General features: G+C 63.5%; 18 protein-coding genes. 16 read left to right on the top strand and 2 right to left on the bottom strand.

The genetic code is table 11. The annotated features are described in order from the left end of the window. Positions 1 to 94 precede the first annotated feature (94 nt). From ABZN20_RS06810 to ABZN20_RS06785, 6 genes are all read left to right on the top strand, one after another. Positions 95 to 880: a helix-turn-helix domain-containing protein gene (locus ABZN20_RS06810; RefSeq protein WP_367027178.1), complete on the top strand. Its 786-nt coding sequence runs from the start codon at positions 95 to 97 to the stop codon at positions 878 to 880. 206 nt (positions 881 to 1086) lie between these two features. Beyond that, positions 1087 to 1809, top strand: coding sequence for a response regulator transcription factor (locus ABZN20_RS06805; RefSeq protein ID WP_218807178.1), 723 nt, complete (start codon positions 1087 to 1089; stop codon positions 1807 to 1809). A 226-nt stretch (positions 1810 to 2035) separates the two neighbouring features. Continuing rightward, complete coding sequence (locus tag ABZN20_RS06800) at positions 2036 to 3181, top strand: hypothetical protein (protein ID WP_367027177.1); 1146 nt, start codon at positions 2036 to 2038, stop codon at positions 3179 to 3181. A gap of 56 nt (positions 3182 to 3237) precedes the next feature. Beyond that, positions 3238 to 3837 (top strand): methylamine utilization protein, encoded by a 600-nt coding sequence (locus ABZN20_RS06795; RefSeq protein ID WP_367027176.1) that lies wholly within the window; start codon positions 3238 to 3240, stop codon positions 3835 to 3837. Next, positions 3827 to 5581 carry a sensor histidine kinase gene (locus ABZN20_RS06790; RefSeq protein WP_367027175.1) on the top strand — a complete coding sequence of 585 codons (1755 nt, stop codon included), beginning with the start codon at positions 3827 to 3829 and terminating at the stop codon, positions 5579 to 5581. Before ABZN20_RS06795 ends, ABZN20_RS06790 begins: the two co-directional genes overlap by 11 nt. Positions 5582 to 5908: 327 nt before the next feature. Beyond that, on the top strand, positions 5909 to 6559 hold the full coding sequence (locus tag ABZN20_RS06785) for a spondin domain-containing protein (RefSeq protein WP_367027174.1): 651 nt from the start codon (positions 5909 to 5911) through the stop codon (positions 6557 to 6559). A gap of 191 nt (positions 6560 to 6750) precedes the next feature. Here the strand turns inward: ABZN20_RS06785 and ABZN20_RS06780 are convergent, their stop codons facing one another. Beyond that, complete coding sequence (locus ABZN20_RS06780; protein ID WP_218807173.1) at positions 6751 to 7230, bottom strand: cupin domain-containing protein; 480 nt, start codon at positions 7228 to 7230, stop codon at positions 6751 to 6753. A 4-nt stretch (positions 7231 to 7234) separates the two neighbouring features. Next, positions 7235 to 7891, bottom strand: coding sequence for a glutathione S-transferase (locus ABZN20_RS06775; RefSeq protein WP_367027173.1), 657 nt, complete (start codon positions 7889 to 7891; stop codon positions 7235 to 7237). A gap of 123 nt (positions 7892 to 8014) precedes the next feature. Between ABZN20_RS06775 and ABZN20_RS06770 the strand changes: the two genes are divergently transcribed. From ABZN20_RS06770 to ABZN20_RS06725, 10 genes are all read left to right on the top strand, one after another. Continuing rightward, positions 8015 to 9706 carry a L,D-transpeptidase family protein gene (locus tag ABZN20_RS06770; protein ID WP_367027172.1) on the top strand — a complete coding sequence of 564 codons (1692 nt, stop codon included), beginning with the start codon at positions 8015 to 8017 and terminating at the stop codon, positions 9704 to 9706. A 191-nt stretch (positions 9707 to 9897) separates the two neighbouring features. Further along, entirely contained in the window at positions 9898 to 10335 is a 438-nt protein-coding gene (locus ABZN20_RS06765; protein WP_367027171.1) for a type I restriction-modification system subunit M N-terminal domain-containing protein, read from the top strand. A 44-nt stretch (positions 10336 to 10379) separates the two neighbouring features. Then, the gene (locus ABZN20_RS06760) at positions 10380 to 12143 is read left to right on the top strand and encodes an HsdM family class I SAM-dependent methyltransferase (RefSeq protein ID WP_367027170.1); all 1764 of its coding nucleotides are present in this window, start codon (positions 10380 to 10382) and stop codon (positions 12141 to 12143) included. Positions 12144 to 12351: 208 nt separating this feature from the next. After that, entirely contained in the window at positions 12352 to 13890 is a 1539-nt protein-coding gene (gene istA / locus ABZN20_RS06755) for an IS21 family transposase (protein ID WP_367025277.1), read from the top strand. 26 nt (positions 13891 to 13916) lie between these two features. After that, a complete protein-coding gene (istB, locus tag ABZN20_RS06750; RefSeq protein ID WP_367025276.1) occupies positions 13917 to 14672 on the top strand; it encodes an IS21-like element helper ATPase IstB in 756 nt (251 codons plus the stop codon). Between the two features lie 21 nt (positions 14673 to 14693). Next, a complete protein-coding gene (locus ABZN20_RS06745; protein WP_367027169.1) occupies positions 14694 to 14942 on the top strand; it encodes a hypothetical protein in 249 nt (82 codons plus the stop codon). Further along, complete coding sequence (locus ABZN20_RS06740; RefSeq protein WP_367027546.1) at positions 14942 to 16354, top strand: restriction endonuclease subunit S; 1413 nt, start codon at positions 14942 to 14944, stop codon at positions 16352 to 16354. The genes ABZN20_RS06745 and ABZN20_RS06740 overlap by 1 nt, the downstream gene beginning before the upstream one ends. Then, the gene (locus ABZN20_RS06735) at positions 16341 to 17486 is read left to right on the top strand and encodes a PDDEXK nuclease domain-containing protein (protein WP_367027545.1); all 1146 of its coding nucleotides are present in this window, start codon (positions 16341 to 16343) and stop codon (positions 17484 to 17486) included. Before ABZN20_RS06740 ends, ABZN20_RS06735 begins: the two co-directional genes overlap by 14 nt. Further along, positions 17483 to 19114 (top strand): type I restriction endonuclease, encoded by a 1632-nt coding sequence (locus ABZN20_RS06730; RefSeq protein WP_367027168.1) that lies wholly within the window; start codon positions 17483 to 17485, stop codon positions 19112 to 19114. Before ABZN20_RS06735 ends, ABZN20_RS06730 begins: the two co-directional genes overlap by 4 nt. Continuing rightward, the gene (locus ABZN20_RS06725; RefSeq protein WP_367027167.1) at positions 19108 to 20574 is read left to right on the top strand and encodes a type I restriction enzyme subunit R domain-containing protein; all 1467 of its coding nucleotides are present in this window, start codon (positions 19108 to 19110) and stop codon (positions 20572 to 20574) included. Before ABZN20_RS06730 ends, ABZN20_RS06725 begins: the two co-directional genes overlap by 7 nt. The last annotated feature ends 90 nt before the right edge of the window (positions 20575 to 20664 follow it).

Raw genomic sequence — 20664 nt, 5'->3', positions numbered from 1 at the left:
CCGGGCAGTGGTTTGCAAGACGAGGTCTCGGCGTCATCATGTCGGCGCCGGCTGACCAGCGCCGGGGATTTTATGGGCCTTTCTCCGACAAGACTTGCACAAACCGGCTATGCGCAAGCTTTATCCCGCACATTCGCAGCTTTACCTGGGGCCGGGGCGGGCGCTGTATTGCGGCCCGATCCAGCGCCTCGAGACTCACGTCTACGGAGCCACCGTCCTCCATGTCGGCATCTACCGCCCGTTCCGCATCCGTCTCGCCGGCGGCGCATGGCGCGCGGCGTCCTGCGCCATCGTGCCCGCGGGGATCAGCCATGCCTTGGACTTGGCGGGCGGGGTGCACGGCAAGCTGTTCGTGGAAAAGGACGGCGCGGATGCGCCGGGGTTGTGCCGCCGGTTCCCTCATCCGGAGACGGCGGCGAGTTTTTTTGAGGATAAGGAAGCGATCGATTGTTTCCGCCGGATTTACGAGGAGGACCCCGGCCGGGGCGCCGTCGAGGAGTGGCTGGACCGGTTGCTACTGTGCCCGGAGCGGCAGCCCTGGATGCCGGATGCCCGCATCCGCCGGGTGGTCGAACTGATCGGGCGGGAGCCGGACCGGAATTTTTCCCAGGAGGAACTGGCGGCCCGGATCGGCTTGTCACCCTCGCGGTTCCTGCATTTGTTCCGCCAGCAGACCGGTTTGCCCTACCGCCGGTTCCGCCAGTGGAAGCGCATGATGTCCGCCTTCGCTCTGCTGCATGCCACCGACAGCCTGACCCGCGCTGCCCTGGACGCCGGCTACGCAGACGCGACCCATTTCAGCCACAGCTTCCGCGCCACCTTCGGTGTCAATCCGGCGCCGGTGTTCCGCACGCTGGGCCGGTTCGAGATGGGGTCGTGAGGCGTGGGGCAGATACATTGCCCCTGTCGGCTGCGCGCTGTCGCACGAACAAATTGCCCGATCGATCGGTCTTGTTTCCCCGACGGTATAATCGCAAGTCAGGAGCACGATCCCATGTGCGTGGTTATTTTCCCGCTCGCAGTGGGTGCGGAGCGCAACGGTACGCCTGTCCTGATTTGAACGTCAAACCTTATTCCGCTTCATTGATGCCGCAGCCGACCAAACACATCCTTGTCGTCGAAGACGACCCAGACATCGCCGGCTTGCTCGATTTGACGCTCCGAGACGAAGGCTTCGACGTCCAGGTGGCGGCCAACGGGGCCGAAGCCATGGCTCTCATCGGGCGTACCCGTTTCGACCTCCTGTTGCTGGATGTGATGCTTCCCGGAATGAACGGCCTCGACATCTGTCGAAAGGTGCGCGAGGGTTCGGATTACACGCCCATCGTCATCCTCAGTTCCCGCTCGGCGGAGAGCCAGAGAATCGTGGGGCTCGAACTCGGGGCCGACGACTACGTGACCAAGCCTTTCTCGGTGCTGGAACTGGTATCTCGGATTCGGGCGCTGTTCCGGCGGGTGGAGGCGCTATCCCGTTCCGAACCGGCCCGCAATGAACGGCTGGTCAGTGGCGGCCTGGTATTGGATCCCGTGGCTCGGGAAGCCTCGCTGGAGGGTATGCCCCTGACCTTAACCGCCAAGGAGTTCGATCTGTTGTTGTTCTTTGCCAGAAATCCGGGGCGGGTGTTTTCCCGGCTGCAATTGCTCGATCAAGTCTGGGGTTACGCCCACGAGGGCTACGAACACACGGTCAATTCCCACATCAACCGTTTACGGGCGAAGCTCGAACCGGACTCTGCCAACCCGCGGTTCATTCAGACGGTCTGGGGGGTGGGTTACAAGTTTTCCGAACCTCCGGCCCGTGGGGACTAAGATGACGAGCAGGGGGACGCCTCTGGTGCCGGCGGCGGCGGTTTCCATCCGGATTGGCCGATGCCGGCCCTAGACGCGGCGCCAGCCGATGGCCAGGACCTCTACCTTTTCCGGCCGCGCTCGTACTTGCTTCAAACTTCTGGCGGCAGCTCACCTAGCCGTGGCGCCGCCGCTTCCGGCCACGGAACCGGATGCTGGGGAATTCCCGGAATTCGAGGTGCGGGGTTTGGCTGACCTCCGCTTTCTCCATCCCAGCGCTGGAGTCAGCTGGCTGGATCGGAACTTGGGCAAGTTCCGTTATCTGGGGGAAGGCGACAGCAATCTGTTGCGAGTAAACGAAGGCGCCATCACCGTGAAATCCCGTCTGAATTGGGACTGGTCGGCGGCGGTGACGGCGAAATACGCCGCTTGGCAGAAGGTCGCGGTGGACATCACCGAGTCGTTCCTGCTGTTCCGGCCGGCAGAGTCGCCGCTTCGCTTCAGTGGCCGGTTGGGGATGTTCTTTCCGCCGGTCTCCATGGAAAACGAGGGCACGGCCTGGAGCAGCCCTTACACGCTTACCTCCTCAGCCATCAACACCTGGATCGGAGAAGAGCTGCGGGTCTTCGGCGGCGAGGCCCAAGCGAGCTATCGCTTCGATGGGGGCGATCGGCTGGGCGTCTTCGCCGCCGGTTATGGCAACAACGACACGGCGGGCGCGCTTCTGGCCTGGCGCGGTTTCAGCCTCCATGATTACGAAGCGGTCCTCAATGACCGCCTGCCGCTGCCGGCCGGTGTGGGAATTCAGAAAATATTTCCGCTGCAATCCCCCAACACCGAGCCTTTCGTGGAGGTGGACGGCACGCCCGGCTTTTATGTTGGGGCCACGCTGGAGCGGCCCGCCCTCGGCAAGTTACGAGCGGTCTATTACGACAACCGCGGTCGCACCACCGCCATCGAAAACGGCCAGTACGCCTGGCATACGCGTTTCGGGAGCGTCGGACTTCGTTTGGAACTGCCCTGGAACAGCCTGTTGATCGGCCAGGGTTTGGTCGGCGACACCCGGATGGGAGCGCCGGAGGGCGGCGTTTTCCCCGTGAACGTCAACTTCTGGGCCTGTTCGTTTCTGCTGACCAAGGCCCTTAACGCCCATCGTCTGAGCGTCCGCCACGACCGCTTCGGAACGAGCGACGACGATCTGTTTCCGGAGGACCTCAACCGGGAAACCGGTCATGCTTGGACCGTCAACTACAACTACCTATTCGAGCGTTCCCACCAGTTGAACCTGGAGGTCTCTGTCATCAACAGCGACCGCGACGCCCGGCTGCTGCTGGGCGAAGATCCTCGGCAGGACCAGACCCTGTGGCAAGTGGCTTACCGATTTTTTTTCTGAGAGTCCTCGGGCTGCCGGTAGCGCTCGCGGCATCGATCGAGGCAGGAGCGGCAGTCGTGCAGGGCGAGGTGCGGGACACAGACGGGATCCCGGTGGCCGATGTTGTCATTACCCTGGTCCCGACCAGCGCTGATCCATCCGTCAGCGCCGCCGGGCGAAAAACCGCCGTCGTGGATCAGAAAGGCCGGGAGTTCCTCCCCCATGTACTGGCGGTCGGCGTCGGGACGGACGTGAAGTTTCCCAACAGCGACCGTATCCACCATCATGTCTACTCGTTTTCCCCTGCCAAGCGCTTCGAGATCAAGCTCTACAAGGGCACGCCGGCCGAGCCGGTCCGTTTCGACCGGACCGGTGTCGTAGTTCTGGGCTGCAACATCCACGACTGGATGGTTGGCTATGTTTTTGTCACGGCAGCCCCTCATTTCGCCATCGCCGACGCCGCCGGGGTCTGGTCCATGGAGGTGCCGGCCGGCGACTACACCCTGGATCTTTGGCACCCGGACCTGGAGCGCATTCAGGAACCCTTCGCCCGCTCGGTCGTTGTCTCCGAGGGTCGGCCTCTGAACCTCCATCACACGCTAGTCTTGAAGCGCCTGCGCCGGTCCGGAAAGCCACCGGCATCGCGGCAAGAGGAGGATTACCTGGGTGAGCCTTAGCTTCCGCTCCCGGATCGTGCTGGTGTTCTCGGCCTTGTTCCTTGGAGTGCAAGCGGTCACGCTGGCATCGGTCTACTGGTTCTCGAGGGAAAACGTCATTGCCCAGTTGGGCCAAAACCTGGCCTATGCCGAGACGACCTTCACCCGCATGCTCATGGACCGAGGCGAGCGCACCGCCGGAGAAGCTCGTATCCTGGTGGCCGACTTCGGCTTCCGGAGCACGGCCAGCCAGGCCGACCCGGAAACGGTTGCCTCGGCGCTGGAGAATCTCGTTTACCGAATCCGCGCCCGGCGGGCCTTCTATGTCGATCTGGAAGGCCGGATCCTTGCCGACACCGCAGGCACGAAACAGGGCCGGCCTTTCCCGTTTCCCGAAGTGCTGAAATCAGCCGAGGACGAAGGGCGGACCGTGGTGTTTGGCGTTCTGGACGGAAGACTTTCAGAACTGGCTGTGGTGCCGGTGTTGGCGCCATTGCCGATCGGCTGGGTTGGGATCGCCATGGACGTGGACCGCGGCTTCACCGACCAGTTCAAACGCCTGTCACCGCCCGGTCTGGACCTTGCCTTGGGCGAACGGTCCGCGACCGGCTTTCGGGTCCTGGCGAGTTCGCTGGGGGCGGAGCACCGGACGGAGGTCGCCGACTGGGTCGAGAGAGGGATGCTCAGCCCCGGAGCGCCCCCGATCGCGGTCACAACGCATCGCGGCAGCATCATCGCGGTCCTGCGCGACCTGCCGGCTGCGCGCGGCGATCAAGCGTTAAGCGCAGTCTTCCAGGTTGACATGGTCGCCGCCCTCGTTCCCTATCGCACACTGATGTACACGGCGTTCGGTCTCTCGGTGGCAGGGGTTGCCGTGACCCTCTTCGGCAGCCTGCTGCTTGCCGAAAAGTTGGCGCGGCCGGTACGGCAACTGGCCGCGGATACCGAACATCTGCTGGCGGGGCCGTCGGAAGAACCCCCCCCGCCGCATGGAAAGGACGAACTCGTCCGCCTCGCGGAGATTCTCGAAAGAGCAGGCCACATGGCGGCGGACATGGCGGAGTTGCAGCAGCGGGACCGGCGCCGGCGGGAACTCGTGGCGGATGTTTCCCACGACCTCCGCACCCCTTTATCGGCCCTGCATGGTTACCTGGAAACCTTGAAGGTCAAGGCGGATACGCTGCCGCCCGAGGAGAGCCGGCGGTTCGTCGATGTCGCCATGCGGCAGAGCGAGAAACTGGGCCGGCTGGCCCAGGAGCTTTTCGAACTGGCCCGCCTGGAGTGCGAGGAGAGCCTGCCCCAATGGGAGGACTTCTCCATCGCCGAACTGGTCCAGGACATCCTGCAGAAGTTCCAGTCCCAGTCCCGCGCCCGCGGGGTCGACCTCCGGGCGGAGGTGGCGGCAGGACTCCCACAGGTGTCCGCCGATATCGGCATGATCGAGCGGGTCCTGGCCAACCTTCTCGACAATGCGCTCCGCCATACCCCGGCGGGGGGCTCGGTGCGCATCGGCCTGTCCCGCTCGGACGGCCGGATCGTGGTCACCGTCGCCGATACCGGCGCCGGCATCCCGGAGGAATTCCTGCCGACGCTGTTCGAGCGGGATTCTCCCCTCAGCCGCCGTAGCCACTCTCCGGGAGGCCTCGGCCTCATTCTGGTGGGGAAGATGTTGAGCCTGCACGGCTGCTCCATCACGGTCGATAGCACAGTGGGGCAGGGTTCGATCTTCCGCTTCGAGTTGCCTATCGCCACTCCCGCAGGCTGATCGAAAGCCCATTGGCGTCGGCGGCTGGCCTGAAAGTCTCCGTCACTGTGATTGTGCCGCCGACCGGTTTCATTGCCCTTCGGGACCTCGGTCCCGGTTTTCCTCTCTTCGCAGAATACGACCGCCGTTTCGCACCGGCCTGTGCTTCATGCCTCTGTTCATCGGGCGGTACGTGGTCTGGCCACCAAAAAATTGAATCTTCCGTGAGGATTTCGTGATGAGCAGCCCCTGAGAATACCGCCCAAGCAGCCCGATCAAAGGCTCGATGGGTTCCCCGAAAGCCAAGACTCGGTTGCTTCTTCATCACTATCACTCTGGAGAAATCACATGCGCAAAGCGATTTACACCGCCTTGGCCACTCTGGCCTTCAGCAATCCGGTCCTGGCCATGGATCGGGAATACGAAGTCACCGTCACGAACCTTACTCGCGGCCAGTCTTTCACACCGGTTTTCGCGGCCACCCACAGGCCGGGTCCTCACTTATTCGAAGTGGGAGCCAAAGCTTCGGATGATCTGGCGGCATTGGCAGAGGGCGGCGACACCGCCCCGCTAGTGGCCACGTTCGGTGCGGATCCCGCCGTTTCCGAAGCCAAGGCCGCTACCAACAGCCTTCTGGGGCCCGGTCAGACTGTCAAGTTCACCGTAATGGCTAAGAGGGGCAACAATTATCTGCTTAGCCTGGCCGCCATGCTGATTCCCACCAATGACGCTTTCGTCGCGGTCAAGGAACTCCGATTGCCGTCTTCGGGTGAAACCATGGTCATGGTTCCCGCCTACGACGCCGGCAGTGAACCGAACGATGAGCTTTGCGCCAACATCCCCGGGCCGGTCTGCGGCGGCGTAGGACTTTCCACCGGCGTCGACGGCGAAGGCTTTGTCCACATTCACGCCGGCATCCACGGCTCGGGCGAGTTGATTGCCGCCGACTACGATTGGCGCAATCCGGTGGCAAAAATCACCGTGAAACGCATGCGCTGACCTCCTATCCGCTCAGACGCAACGTCCCGCCAATATTGCCGGCCCCTGTGGCCGGCATTTTTGAACTAGCGTTTCGACGTTCAAAAAATGACGGTGAACGAGATCGCCCAAGAGTTTGAGGTGTATCCGATCCAAGTTGGAGAGTGGAAGGGAATTGTTGGCGCAGGCGGCGCGGTCATTCGGTCGCGGAGTCAGTAGGGCGTGCCGTCCTTGTGCCGGAACTCGTAGCTTCCCCTGATCGCCCTGGCCTCCAAGTCCTCTTCGGGATAATGCGCCCGGTCCCCCGGCATGCGGTCGCCGACTTCCAGGTAGACCGCGACGCGGCCGCTCCGGTTGACCAGTTGATGCCCGTCCGCCCGGCCGGCGGGGAAGCCGGCGCAGGTGCCCGCCGCCAGGCATTGCTCGCCGGCCTCGGTGATCAGGGTGAGCTCGCCTTCCAGCACGTAGACGAATTCGTCCTGCCGGCTGTGCCAGTGCCGGAAGGCGGAGATCGCGCCGGGCTCCAGCCTGACGAGGTTGACGCCGAAGTTCTGCAATCCCAGGGCATCGCCCAAGGGCTGCTTGCTGCGGCCATGGATCCGTTGGCGTTGCTCCTCCGTCGGATAGATGGAGGAGGTCCGGGCCGGCACGGCCGCGGGTTCGAGGGCAGGTAAATCGAGTGGCGTTTTCATGGCGTTACGGTCTGCGGTTGCCGAAGAATGCTTCCAGCGCCTGGGCCCGGTCCGCCGCGACCTTTTGCGCGGCGGGGCGGGCCGTCACAACCGCCAGATAGTCGGCCAGAGCCGGAACCTGGGCGGCGACCAGGTCTTCACCGTAGATGCGGCTGGTGGCGAGGCCGATCAAGGTCAAATGCGGCCAGGCGGCGCAGTCGGCGGCGCCGAAGTTCTCGGAGCACACATAGGGGCTGAACTGTGCCAGCCGCATCAGGCCTTTCAGTCCCGCTTCGACCTTCGGTCTGACCTCGGCCTTGGTTTCCTCGGAGACCTTGCCGCCGAAAAAGGCTTCCAGGTACAGCCGGCGGGCGATGAGTTCGACGTTCAGTTCGAGGTGCTGGATCAGCTCGCGGCATTTGGCGCGGGCGTAAGGATCGGCGGGGTAGAGCGGTTTTTCCGGGCAGGCGTCTTCCAGGTATTCCAGGATGGCCTGGGATTCCGACAGGCAACCGCGCTCCGTTTCGATGAACGGGATCTTTCCGAGCGGCGACTTCGTCAGGATGGCGGCGTCCTGGGAGGGAATCGTCAGTTCCTCGCGGAATTCGACGCCCTTTTCGAGCAGGGCCAGCTTGACCTTGTTGTAGTAGTTGCTGATGGCGGAACCGTAAAGGGTGATCATCGGTGATGCCTGGAGATGGTTAACGGAGCGCCGATTGTAAGCCGATCGAGGCGGAAGCGTGCCGATGCCGCACCCTTGCGCGGTTATACTGTTGCGAATGGGCAACGGTTCGGTCGGAGTACGATGAAAAACGGGCGGGAAAGGAACACGGGCGGCTTCCCACGGGGCTGGTTGATCGCCATGGTGCTGGCATTTCCGGTGAGCGCCGATGCCGTGGGCGCCGCACCGGATGCTCCGGCGGCGCACATCGATGGACTGGTCGCGTCGGGCGTCCATCCCCGGTTGCGCTGGGGGCGTTTTTCGGATTTCCAGGAACCGTTGCGTGCCTTGTACCTTGCCCAGGGTTCGCGGCCTTTGTGGCTGGAGGAGGGCAGGCCGGTGAAGCAGTCGTCCGCCGTTCTCGAGTGTCTCCGCATGGCCGACGACCAGGGCTTGAACGGCAGCGACTATGACGCCGATCTCCTGGACGGCTGGATCGGGAAGCTCAACGACGGCAGGGCGGTCAGCGCGGAGGAGACGGCGCAGTTCGAGGTGGCGATGAGCCTCGCTCTGATGCGCTACGGCTCGAATCTCGCCCTCGGCCGGGTCAGTCCGCGCGCCGCCGATTTCGCCCTGGACGTTGCGCCGAAGCGGCTCGACCTGCCGGCGCTGGTGCAGCGCCTCGCCCATGATTCCCGGCCTTGCGAGGCGCTCGCCCAATTGGAGCCGAAGCTGCCCCTGTACCGGAACCTCAAGGCCGCATTGCCGCGCTACCGGGATTTGGCCGGGAGCTACGATGCTTCGGCGCTTGCCCTCCCGCCCAAGCTCAGTCCGGGCGACCGCCACAAGGAGGTTCCCGCCTTGCGCCAGCGTCTGGCCGCCTTGGGTTTCCTGTCGCAGGAGTCTCCCGCCAGGGACCCGGAAGCCTATGCCGGCGATCTGGTCGATGCGGTCGAGCGATTCCAGGAGCGCCATGGTCTGGCGCCGGACGGGGTGATCGGCAAGGGCACGCTGGCGGCGCTCAACGTGTCGCCGGCCGCGCGGCTCACGCAGATCCGGCTGGGGCTCGAGCGGCTACGCTGGCTGCCGGAGCAGTTCGACGGACCTTTCATCCTGGTGAACATCCCGTCGTTCCACCTCTACGGCTACGGCGAGGATCACGAGCGGCCGGCAGTGTCGATGAACGTGGTGGTGGGCCGGTCGTCCGGGGGGCACAACACACCGGTGTTCCATTCCGACATGACCTACGTGGTCTTCCGCCCCTACTGGAACCTGCCGCGCGCCATCACGGTCAAGGAGATGCTGCCCGGCATTCTGCGCGACCCGAGCTACCTGGCCCGCCACAACCTGGAGATGGTGCCCAGCTTCGGCAACGGCTCGCCGGTCTACGAGCCCAGCCTGGAAAGCCTGGAGATGCTGTCGGCCGGCTCGCTCAAGCTGCGTCAGCGGCCGGGGCCGAAGAATGCGCTGGGGCTGGTCAAGTTCGCGTTTCCCAACAACGACAACATCTACCTGCACAGCACGCCCAGCGTGAACCTGTTCCAGCGGGCGCGGCGGGATTTCAGCCACGGCTGCATCCGGGTCCAGGACCCCGTGGGTCTGGCGGAGTTCGTCCTGAAGCGCCAGGACGAGCCTTGGACTCCCGAGCGGATCGAGGAGGCGATGAACGGCGCACAGTCGCGCACGGTCACGCTGAAGCAGGCGCTGCCGGTCTACATCTACTACTCGACGGCACTGGCCGAACCGGACGGTACCGTGCGGTTCTTCGAGGACATCTACGGACTCGACCGGGTTTTGGAGCAGTTGTTGGAAAAGGGGTTCCCTTATCCCTCTTGAACTACTGAAACGTTGTGAAGCCTCCCTTGACTACTTGGGTTTGACGCCACCCCTACGCCCCAAAACAAACCCAACACCCACGCTGCTGGCCGAACGCCGGAAACGCCTTGTGGGCGTACTCGAAGAATATTGGCACCTCGCTGCCGCCGACGACAAAGCCCCGGCACGGCAGCGAGCCGAGGAAGGTATAGATGCAGAAGAAGCAACAGGACCAAAGCCAGATCAAGTGGATTTCCGACTTCATCTGGAACATCGCCGACGACCGCCTGCGCGACGTCTACGTGCGCGGCAAGTACCGCGACGTCATCCTGCCCTTCACCGTACTGCGGCGGCTCGACGCCGTGCTGGAGGCGACCAAAGGGGCGGTGCTCGAGCGCAAGAAGTTCCTCGACACCCACAAGGTGGCGGAGCAGGACGGCGCGCTGCGCATGGCGGCAGGCCAAGCCTTCTACAACGTCTCCGAGTTCACGCTGGTCAAGTTGAAGGCCAGCGCAGCGGGGCAGCGCCTGCGCGATGACTTCATTGCGTACCTGGACGGCTTCTCCCCCAACGTGCAGGAAATCCTCACCAAGTTCAACTTCCGCAACCAGATCCAGAAGCTGGTGGATTCCCATGTCTTGGCTACCTGATCGACGACTTCCTCGACCCCGAGGTCAATCTCGCGCCGCTGCCAGTGAAGGATGCCGACGGCCGCATCAAGCTGCCCGCCCTGGACAACCACGGCATGGGCACGGTGTTTGAGGAGCTGATCCGCCGCTTCAACGAAGACAACAACGAAGAGGCAGGCGAGCACTTCACCCCGCGCGACGTGGTGCAGCTCATGGCCAAGCTGCTGTTCCTGCCGGTGGCCGACCGGATCGAATCCAGCACCTATTCGCTCTACGACGGCTCCTGCGGCACCGGCGGCATGCTCACCGTGGCAGAGGAAGCACTGCACGAACTGGCCGAGCAGCACGGCAAGGAAGTGTCGATTCACCTGTTCGGGCAGGAGATCAGCGACGAAACCTACGCCATCTGCAAGGCCGACCTGCTCTTGAAGGGCGAAGGCGCGGAGGCCGAGAACATCGTCGGTGGCGCGGACAAATCCACCCTGTCTGCCGACCAATTCCGCAGCCGCGAATTCGATTTCATGATCTCCAACCCGCCCTACGGCAAGAGTTGGAAGACCGATCTGGAGCGCATGGGCGGCAAGAAGGAATTCAACGACCCGCGTTTCATTGTCAGCCACGCGGGCAACAACGAGTTCAAGCTCCTCACCCGCTCCAGCGACGGGCAGCTCATGTTCCAGGTGAACAAGCTGCAGAAGATGAAGCACAACACGCCGCTGGGCAGCCGCATTGCGCTGGTGCATAACGGCTCGGCGCTGTTTACCGGCGACGCGGGCCAGGGCGAGAGCAACATCCGCCGCTGGGTGCTGGAGAACGACTGGCTCGAAGCCATCATCGCCCTGCCGTTGAACATCTTCTACAACACCGGCATCGCCACCTACATCTGGGTACTGGCCAACAAGAAGGCCGAGTACCGCAAAGGCCGAGTGCAGTTGATCGACGCCAGCAAGTGGTTTCAGCCGCTGCGCCGCAACCTCGGCAAGAAAAACTGCGAGCTTTCCGATGCGGACATCCAGCGTATCCTGGACCTCTATCTCCCCTCTCCCGCAGGCGGGAGAGGGGCCGGGGGTGAGGGGGCCTTTCAGGACACCCCCGAATGCAAGTGGTTCGACACCGCCGACTTCGGTTACTGGAAGATCACCGTCGAACGCCCGCTGCGCCTCAAGAGCCGGTTGACGCACGCCGCCATCGAAACCCTGCGGTTTGCCAGTGGCGACGAAACCCTGCGCGCCGAAATCTACGCCAAGTACGGCGAGAAACTCTATGACGAGTTCTCCAAGCTCAAGCCGGAAATCGAGGCGTGGTTAAAAGGTGAAGACGAGAACGAGGAAGATGACGACAGCGAAGAGGATGAGGGCGAAAGCAAAACAGCCAAGAAGGCTGTACCGGTAAAGCGCCGGAAGAAGTTGCTGGACTCGGCGACCTGGGCGCGCGACAAGGGGCTGATCGATCTGGCCTTGCTGGCGCAAAAGGAACTCGGCGAAGACCTGTTCGACGACCACAACGAGTTCCGCGCCCGCTTCGAGGCCGCGATGAAGTCGCACGGCAAGAAGCTAGGCACACCCGAGAAGAAGGCAATCTACAAGGCGGTGAGCTGGCGCGATGAAACCGCGCCCCCCGTCATTGCCAAACGCACCAAGCTGAAGGCCGGCGAGTACTTCGAGCCCGGCTACGACGGCGCGTACCTGGAAACCGTGGGCAAGGATCGTTTCATGGTGGAGTACGAAGCGGACTCCGATCTGCGGGATACCGAGCAGGTGCCGCTGAAGGAGCCGGGCGGCATCGAGGCGTTCTTTGCTCGGGAGGTTGCGTATTCCGGCCCAACGTGACCGCCGATTCCGTTTGATCGTGACCGCCCATGCCGGGTGAACGTGACCGGCGATTCCGTTTGATCGTGACCGATTTTGGCCTTCCGGCCGGAATCGGTGGTCACGATGCCGGAAATCGCGGTCACGTTCCCGGAATCACCTCAGCCGCGCTGGAATTTCTCAACCCCAACAGGCATAGAGCCGCCCTTTTACTTTCGAAGGGGGCGACATGCCGGCAAAGAGGAGTTCCATGCGACACATCACCGAGATTCTGCGCCTCAAGCACGAGGCGAAGCTCAGCCACGAGAAGATCGCCCGGGCGCTGGGCGTCTCCAAGGGCGTGGTCAGCAAGTACGTGAGCCTCGCCCAGGCGAAGGGCGTTGCTTGGCCGCTGCCCGGGGCGATGGACGAGGCGGCCCTGGAGCGGTTGCTGTTCCCCGCCCCCACGGCCCCGGCGCGCTTCGTGGAGCCGGACCTGCCGCGCCTTCACCACGAGCTCAAGCGCAAGGGGGTGACCCTGCAGCTGCTGTGGGCCGAGTACGTGGCGACCCACGGCGAGGCCGCTTACCGTTACAGCCAGTTCTGCCACCGTTACCGGCTCTGGCAGGGCCAGCAGCGGCGCAGCATGCGCCAGGTTCACCACGCCGGCGAGAAGCTCTTTCTCGACTACTGCGGCCCCACCGTTCCGGTGATCGACCCCGCCACCGGCGAGCTGCGCCAGGCGCAGGTGTTCGTCGCCGTGCTCGGCGCCTCCAGCTACACCTACGCCGAGGCCACCTGGACCCAGGCGCTGCCGGACTGGATCGCCTCCCATCAGCGCGCCCTGCGCTACTTCGGCGGCACCCCCGCGCTGTGGGTGCCGGACAACCTGCGCGCGGCGGTGAGCCAGCCCTGCCGCTACGCCCCCGAGCCCAACGCCACCTACGCCGAGCTGGCCCGCCACTACGGCGCCGCCATCCTGCCGGCGCGCCCTTACCAGCCGAAGGACAAGGCCAAGGTGGAGGTGGCCGTGCAAGTCGTGGAACGGTGGATTCTGGCCCGGCTGCGCCATCGCACCTTCCACTCCCTGGCGGCCCTCAACCAGGCCATACACGAGCTGCTGGAGTCACTCAACGGCCGCCCCTTCCAGCGCCAGCCCGACAGCCGCCGCGACCTGTTCGAGTCCCTCGACCGGCCGGCCCTCAAACCCCTGCCGCTGGTGCCTTACGAGTACGCCGAGTGGAAACAGGTCAAGCCCGGCATCGACTACCACGTCGAGTTCGGCGGTCGCCTCTACAGCGTGCCCCATGCGCTGGTCGGCCAGGTGCTGGAGCTGCGCGCCACCGCCACCAGCATCGAGGTGCTGCACCGGGGACACCGCGTCGCCGCGCACCCGCGCCAGGGCGCCGGCCGCTTCTCCACCCTCCCCGAGCACATGCCCAAGTCCCACCGCGAGCACCGCCAGTGGTCACCGGGGCGCTTCATGAACTGGGCCAAAGACATCGGCGTAGCGACGCTGCACGTGGTCGAACACCAGCTCAACAACCGGCCCCATCCCGAGCACGGCTACCGCGCCTGCCTGGGCCTGCTCAATCTCGCTCGGCGCTACAGCCGAGCGCGGCTGGAGGCGGCCTGTGCGCGGGCCTTGGCCATCCAATCACCGTCCTATCGCTCCGTCAGCTCCATCCTCGACAAGGGGCTCGACCGCCAGCCGCATGAGGCCCATGACGAGACCGCCGCGGCGCTGCCGGCCCACGGCAACGTGCGCGGTCCCGACTACTACAACTGAAACCCGTTACAACAGGAGACAAAACCATGCTCACCCAGCAAACCCTGGACAAGCTCCACACCCTGCGCCTCACCGGCATGCGCGAGGCCTTCGAACAACAGCTCGAACAGCCCGCCACCCACGATCTCTCCTTCGACGAGCGCTTCGCGCTGCTCGTCGACCGGGAGCTGCTCTACCGCGACAACCGCCGCCTCAGCCGTTTGCTCAAGGACGCCAAGCTGCGCCTTGCCGCCTGCATCGAGGATATCGACTATCGCCACCCCCGCGGCCTGCATCGTCCCCCAATGGCCGCGCTCGCCGAAGGCTCTTGGCTGCGCGCCCATCACAATCTCTGCCTCACCGGCCCCACCGGCACCGGCAAGACCTATCTCGCCTGCGCCCTCGGCAATCAGGCCTGCCGCCAGGGACTAGCCGTCCGTTACCTGCGCCTGCCTCGGCTGCTCGAACAGCTCGCCGTCGCCCGCGGCGACGGCTCCTATTCCCGGCTCATGAACCAGCTCGCCCGCACCGACCTGCTCATCCTCGACGACTGGGGCATCCAGCCGCTCACCGCCTCTCAGCGCAACGACCTCATGGAGTTGATCGAAGACCGCCACGGCCTGCGCTCCACCCTCATCGCCAGCCAGCTGCCGGTCGAGCACTGGCACGACTACCTCGGCGAGCCCACCCTCGCCGATGCCATCCTCGACCGCCTCCTGCACAACGCCCACCGGCTACCCCTGACCGGCGAGTCGATGCGCAAAACCACCGCCGGCTTGACCCAACGTGACCGGTCCAAGTAAAAAACCAACCTCCAGCGCGGCATGAGATCCCCGGCGGTCACGATCACCGGAATCAACGGTCACGTTCGCCGGAATGCGCAGGAGGTGCTGCCGCACGCACCGGACGCCTGGATTGCGACCGACAAGACCCAGATCGGCTACGAGATTTCGTTTGCCCGCTACTTCTACAAGCCGACCCCGCTGCGCACGCTGGAGGAAATCCGCGCCGACATCCTGGCGCTGGAGCAGCAGACCGAGGGCTTGCTGCATCGGATCGTGGGGGGCGCGTGATGCACCAATTTCCTCGGCACACGCAATACAAGGATTCCGGTCTGGCGTGGGTTGGCGAGATTCCCGCGCACTGGCAGACGCGCCGCAATCGTTTCCTGTTCAGGGAAGTTGATCGTCGCTCCACGCATGGCAAGGAAACGCACCTCTCGATGAGCCAGGTTCACGGTCTTGTCCCAAGTAATGACCTGGGCCGTAAGAGTCTTCAGTCGGAGAACTATGCGGGTGGCAAGCTCGTGGAGGAACACGATCTGGTGCTCAATCGCCTAAAGGCGCATCTCGGCGTTTTCGCGCGCGCCAAGCAAGCTGGTGTCGTCAGTCCGGACTACACCGTTCTACGGCCAAAGGGTGGCGTATCCGTCCGGTATTGCGAATCGCTTTTCAAGACGCCCATGTATGTGGGGGAGTTCAGGAGACGAACGAAAGGCATCGTCGAAGGCTTTTGGCGCCTCTATACGGACGACTTCTACAACGTCTCGGCGCTGTTGCCCCCACCGGAAGAGCAAGACCAGATCGTCGCCTACCTGCGCGGGCAGGACGCGCACATCGCCCGCTTCATCAAGGCCAAGCGCGACCTCATCGCGCTGCTGGCTGAACAAAAGCAAACCGTCATCGAAGGCGCGGTTACGAAGGGTCTTGATGCCGCCGCCGCTAAGCGCGACTCAGGTATCGACTGGATTCCGCTCATCCCTGCGCATTGGGAAACGTGCAAGCTCAAGCACATTGCCGTGTTCAATCCATCGCGATCAGAGAGCGCAGCGCTTCGTCTGAGCGATGAAGCGGTGTCTTTTCTGCCGATGGAGTGCATTACGACGGACGGGAAACTACAGAACGTCGAGACCAGAAGGACCACGGAGGTTTGGGAGGGTTACACCTATTTTCGTCGCAACGACGTGGTGATGGCAAAGATCACGCCGTGCTTCGAGAACGGAAAGGGCGGGCTGCTGGACGCGCTACCGACTGAGATTGGCTTTGGTACAACGGAGTTCATAGTGCTTAGGGCGGCGGCTCGGCGAGTCCGGCCGGCATTCTTGGCAAAACTCCTATCAATCAAGACCTTCAGAATCCTGGGAGCTGAAGCCATGACCGGAGCAGCAGGCCAGCAGCGTGTGCCACTTGATTTTGTTAAGAACTTCCGTGTCGCTCTTCCTCCGCTGGACGAGCAAGATCAAATCCTGAGCACGCTCCAAACCGCGACGGCAGAACAAGATGCCGCCATCGAACGAATCAGGAGCGAAATCGCCCTCATCCGTGAATACCGCGACCGCCTGATCACCGATGTCGTCACCGGACAGGTGGATGTACGTGGCTGGCAGCCCGGCCCGGACGATGTGGCCAGCGACGAGGAGCTGACCGCCCTGGGCGACGATGAAGCCGACACCGCCGACGAGGAGGAAGCCGATGGCGACGAATAAGCCCGGTTCACCGAAACAGGCCGACACCCTGCTGGCGGAACTGCGCGGACTGATCGATGCCGCCCGCCTACATGTGGCGCAGACGGCCAATGCCACGCTGACCATGCTCTATTGGCGCGTCGGGCAGCGTATCCGGCACGAGGTGCTGAAAGACCTCCGCGCCGGGTACGGCGAGCAGATTGTGTCGACGCTGTCGGCAAAATTGGTGCGGGAGTACGGCCAAGGCTTCGGAGTCAAGAACCTGGCGCGCATGATCCAGTTCGCCGAGGTTTTTCCTGACGAGGAAATTGTCGTATCACTGTCGCGACAATTGAGCTGGTCGCACTTTATCGCGCTGATACCGCTCAAGCAGCCGCTGGAGCGGGAGTTCTACGCCGAAATGTGCTGCGTCGAACGTTGGAGCGTGCGTACCCTGCGCGAGCGCATCGGCAGCCAGTTGTACCTGCGCACGGCCATCGCCAGGAAGCCCGAAAGCGTGGTGAAAGCGGAAATCAGCCACCTGCGCGCGGGCGGGCAGATGACGCCCGATCTCGTGTTCCGCGATCCCTACATGCTGGATTTTCTGGGTCTGCCGCACGATTACAGCGAACGCGATCTGGAAGACGCCATACTGCGCGAGATGGAGCGGTTTCTGCTGGAGCTGGGCGTGGGGTTTACCTTCGTGGCGCGGCAAAAGCGCATCTCGGTGGACGACAAGGATTTCTACCTTGACTTGCTCTTTTACCACCGCCACCTGAAGCGGCTGGTCGCGGTGGAACTGAAGCTGGAGGAATTTCAACCCTCGCACAAAGGGCAGATGGAATTGTACCTGCGCTGGTTGAACAAGCACGACCGCCCCGCAGGTGAGGAGCCGCCCATCGGCCTCATTCTGTGCGCAAGCGCCGGAGCCGAGCAAGTGGAATTGATGGACCTGGGTGCTTCTCATATCCGCGTGGCGGAGTATCTGGCCCACATCCCGGACATGAACCTGTTGCAGGCGCAGTTGCATCGCGCTGTCGAACTGGCACGCGAGCGCGCGGCGCGGGCAGTTTTGCCGGAAACGGTTTCGTCGGCAGTCATCCGAAAATCCCAGATATCCGCCGGCGCCGAAAAGCCCAAACGGTCACGCAAGAAAAAGGGGAACGACGCATGAAACCCACCGACACCAGCGAACAAGGCCTGGAGCAGTTGATCGTGCGCCATCTGGCGGGCATCGGCGAACACCCGGCAAGCAGCGGACAGGCCGCAGGCGAGGAAACTGCCGTGTACGCCCCGGGCGGCTATGTGCTGGGCCGGGCCTCGGACTACAACCGCGACGTGGCGCTGGACGTCGCGCAGTTGCTCGCCTTCCTGCAGGCTACCCAGCCCAAGGCGGTGGAAGCGCTGGAACTGGCGCTTGATGGCATCCAGCGCACCCAGTTCCTGCACCGCTTGCAGGGCGAGATCACCAAGCGCGGCGTGGTGGATGTGTTGCGCAAGGGCGTGAGCCACGGGCCGGTCCACGTCGATCTCTACAAACTGCTGCCCTCGCCGGGCAACGCCAGCGCCGCCGAAGCCTTCGGCAAGAACATCTTCAGCGTCACCCGGCAGGTACGCTACGGCAACGATTCCGGCAACGCGCTGGATCTGGTGATCTTCATCAATGGCCTGCCGGTGCTGACTTTCGAGCTGAAGAACTCGCTGACCAAGCAGACCCTGGCCGACGCCATCGTTCAGTACCAGACCACGCGCGATCCGAAGGAGCTGCTGTTCCAATTGGGCCGCTGCATGGCCCACATCGCGGTCGATGACGCCGAGGCGGCCTTCTGCACCGAGCTGAAGGGCAAGGCGTCGTGGTTCCTGCCGTTCGATCAGGGCTGGAACAGCGGCGCGGGCAATCCGCCCAATCCGGATGGTTTGAAGACCGACTATTTGTGGAAGTCGGTTTTGACCCGCGGGTCGCTGGCCAACATCATCGAGAGCTTCGCTCAGGTCGTGGTGGAGGAAGAAGAAGCCGGCGCCAACGGCAAGAAACGCAAGAGGCGTAAGCAGATCTTTCCCCGCTTCCACCAGTTGCGCACCGTCCGCGCCCTGCTGCGCCGTGCCCGCGAGGACGGGGTGGGCAAGCGTTACCTGATCCAGCACTCGGCGGGCAGCGGCAAGAGCAACACCATCGCATGGCTGGCGCACCAGTTGGTGGAACTGCGCAGCGCAGCCGATCCGCTGACGGCGCAATTCGACTCGATCATCGTCATCACCGACCGGCGCGCGCTGGACGCGCAGATCGCCCGCACCATCAAGGGCTACGACCACGTGGCGTCCATCTTCGGCCACTCCGACCACGCCCAGGAGCTGCGCGACTACCTGCGCCGAGGCAAGAAGATCATCGTCACCACGGTGCAGAAGTTCCCGTTCATTCTCGACGAGCTGGGCGACCTCTCCGGCAAGAAGTTCGCGCTGCTGATCGACGAGGCGCATTCGAGCCAAGGCGGCAAGACCACGGCGCGGATGCACGAGGCTCTGGGCGGCAAAGCCGCCGGCGAATCAATCTGTGGGAAAGCCGATGAGGAAGCTTTCGAAGAGGACGCCACGCAGGACGCGGTGAACGCGGAAATCGAAAAGCGCATCCAGTCGCGGCGACTGCTGTCCAACGCCAGCTATTTCGCCTTCACCGCCACGCCCAAGGACAAGACGCTGGAGTTGTTCGGCGAGAAGATCGCCGTCGGCGACAAGGTGCAATTCCGCTCGCCGGAGGAGTTGACCTACACCACCAAGCAGGCCAGTTCATCCTCGACGTGGTAGCCCACTACACGCCGGTGGCCAGCTACTACCACGTGGCCAAGACGGTCGAAGACGATCCGGATTTCGAAAAGGTCAAGGCGCTGAAGAAGATCCGCCATTACGTCGAATCGCACGACAAGGCCATTCGCCGCAAGGCCGAGATCATGGTCGATCACTTCATCTCGCAGGTGGCGGGCAAGCAGAAGATCGGCGGCAAGGCGCGGGCGATGATCGTGTGCAACGGCATCGCGCGGGCCATCGACTACTTCCGCGAGGTGTCGGACTACCTTGAGGAGATCAAGAGTCCGTACAAGGCTATCGTGGCATACTCGGGTGACTTCGAGGTTGCCGGCGAGAAGAAGACCGAGGCCGACCTGAACGGCTTTCCGAGCAAGGACATTCCGGCCAATCTCAAGCAAGACCCGTATCGCTTCCTGATCGTGGCCAACAAGTTCGTCACCGGCTTTGATGAGCCGCTGCTGCACACGATGTACGTGGACAAGCCCCTGGCGGGCGTGCTGGCGGTGCAGACGCTGTCACGCCTCAACCGGGCGCATCCGCAGAAGCACGACACCTTCGTGCTCGACTTCGCCGACAATGCCGAGGCCGTGAAGGCGGCGTTCCAGGACTACTACCGCGCGACGATCCAGACCGGCGAAACGGACGCCAACAAGCTGCACGACCTGAAGGCCGAACTCGATGGCCAACAGGTGTATAGCGCTAGCCAAGTGGAAGATTTGGTGGCGCTTTACCTCGGTGGCGCGGACCGGGACAAGCTCGACCCGATCCTCGACGCTTGCGTGGAGGAATACCAGGAGAACCTGGACGAAGACGGCCAGGTGAAATTCAAAGGCAAGGCCAAGGCTTATCAGCGCAGCTACGGCTTCCTTGCTGCGATCCTCGGCTACGGCCACCCGGCTTGGGAGAAGCTGTCGATCTTCCTGAACTTCCTCATTCCGAAGTTGCCCGCGCCAAAGGAGGAAGACCTCTCCAAGGGCGTGCTGGAGTCCATCGATATGGACAGCTACCGCGTGGAAGCTCTGGCGGCCCTCAAGATGGCGATGGATGACGCCGACGCCACGGTCGAGCCGGTTCCGCCGGGCGGTGGCGGCGGCAAGGGCGAGCCGGACATCGACAAGCTGTCCAACATCATCAAGACCTTCAACGACCTGTTCGGAAACATCGAATGGAAGGACGCCGACAAGATCGGCAAGGTCATCGCCGAGGAAATTCCGGCGCGCGTGGCCCAGGACAAGGCCTACCAGAACGCGCAGGCGAACTCCGACCGCCAGAACGCAAAGCTGGAGCACGACAAGGCGCTCAACCGCGTGGTGCTGGAACTGTTGTCCGACCACACCGAACTGTTCAAGCAGTTCAGCGACAACACCGACTTCAAGCGCTGGCTGACGAATATGGTTTTCGATGCGACCTATCACCCGGGCGTGACGGCGCCGAAGGCGCCTCCGCAGGTCGGGGTGTGAGGGCAACGGCAGGAAGGGATTTGGATGGGCGTCGGTGAGTGGCAGTCTTGGTGCTGGCCGTTCCCTCTCCAAGAACCAATGGAAGTGCGC

Source organism: Methylococcus sp. ANG (genome assembly GCF_040730495.1).
Taxonomy (GTDB): domain Bacteria; phylum Pseudomonadota; class Gammaproteobacteria; order Methylococcales; family Methylococcaceae; genus Methylococcus.
The sequence above is the reverse complement of the archived record's forward strand: the minus strand, read 5'-3'. Positions and strand labels throughout refer to the sequence as shown.

Bases quoted from the DNA above. Each gene is read 5' to 3' on its own strand.
- ABZN20_RS06745 (WP_367027169.1), top strand. From the start codon at position 14,694: ATGAGATCCCCGGCGGTCACGATCACCGGAATCAACGGTCACGTTCGC.
- ABZN20_RS06770 (WP_367027172.1), top strand. From the start codon at position 8,015: ATGAAAAACGGGCGGGAAAGGAACACGGGCGGCTTCCCACGGGGCTGG.
- ABZN20_RS06765 (WP_367027171.1), top strand. From the start codon at position 9,898: ATGCAGAAGAAGCAACAGGACCAAAGCCAGATCAAGTGGATTTCCGAC.
- istA (WP_367025277.1), top strand. From the start codon at position 12,352: ATGCCGGCAAAGAGGAGTTCCATGCGACACATCACCGAGATTCTGCGC.
- ABZN20_RS06785 (WP_367027174.1), top strand. From the start codon at position 5,909: ATGCGCAAAGCGATTTACACCGCCTTGGCCACTCTGGCCTTCAGCAAT.
- ABZN20_RS06780 (WP_218807173.1), bottom strand. From the start codon at position 7,230: ATGAAAACGCCACTCGATTTACCTGCCCTCGAACCCGCGGCCGTGCCG.
- ABZN20_RS06805 (WP_218807178.1), top strand. From the start codon at position 1,087: ATGCCGCAGCCGACCAAACACATCCTTGTCGTCGAAGACGACCCAGAC.
- ABZN20_RS06775 (WP_367027173.1), bottom strand. From the start codon at position 7,891: ATGATCACCCTTTACGGTTCCGCCATCAGCAACTACTACAACAAGGTC.
- ABZN20_RS06730 (WP_367027168.1), top strand. From the start codon at position 17,483: ATGAAACCCACCGACACCAGCGAACAAGGCCTGGAGCAGTTGATCGTG.
- ABZN20_RS06735 (WP_367027545.1), top strand. From the start codon at position 16,341: ATGGCGACGAATAAGCCCGGTTCACCGAAACAGGCCGACACCCTGCTG.
- ABZN20_RS06740 (WP_367027546.1), top strand. From the start codon at position 14,942: ATGCACCAATTTCCTCGGCACACGCAATACAAGGATTCCGGTCTGGCG.
- istB (WP_367025276.1), top strand. From the start codon at position 13,917: ATGCTCACCCAGCAAACCCTGGACAAGCTCCACACCCTGCGCCTCACC.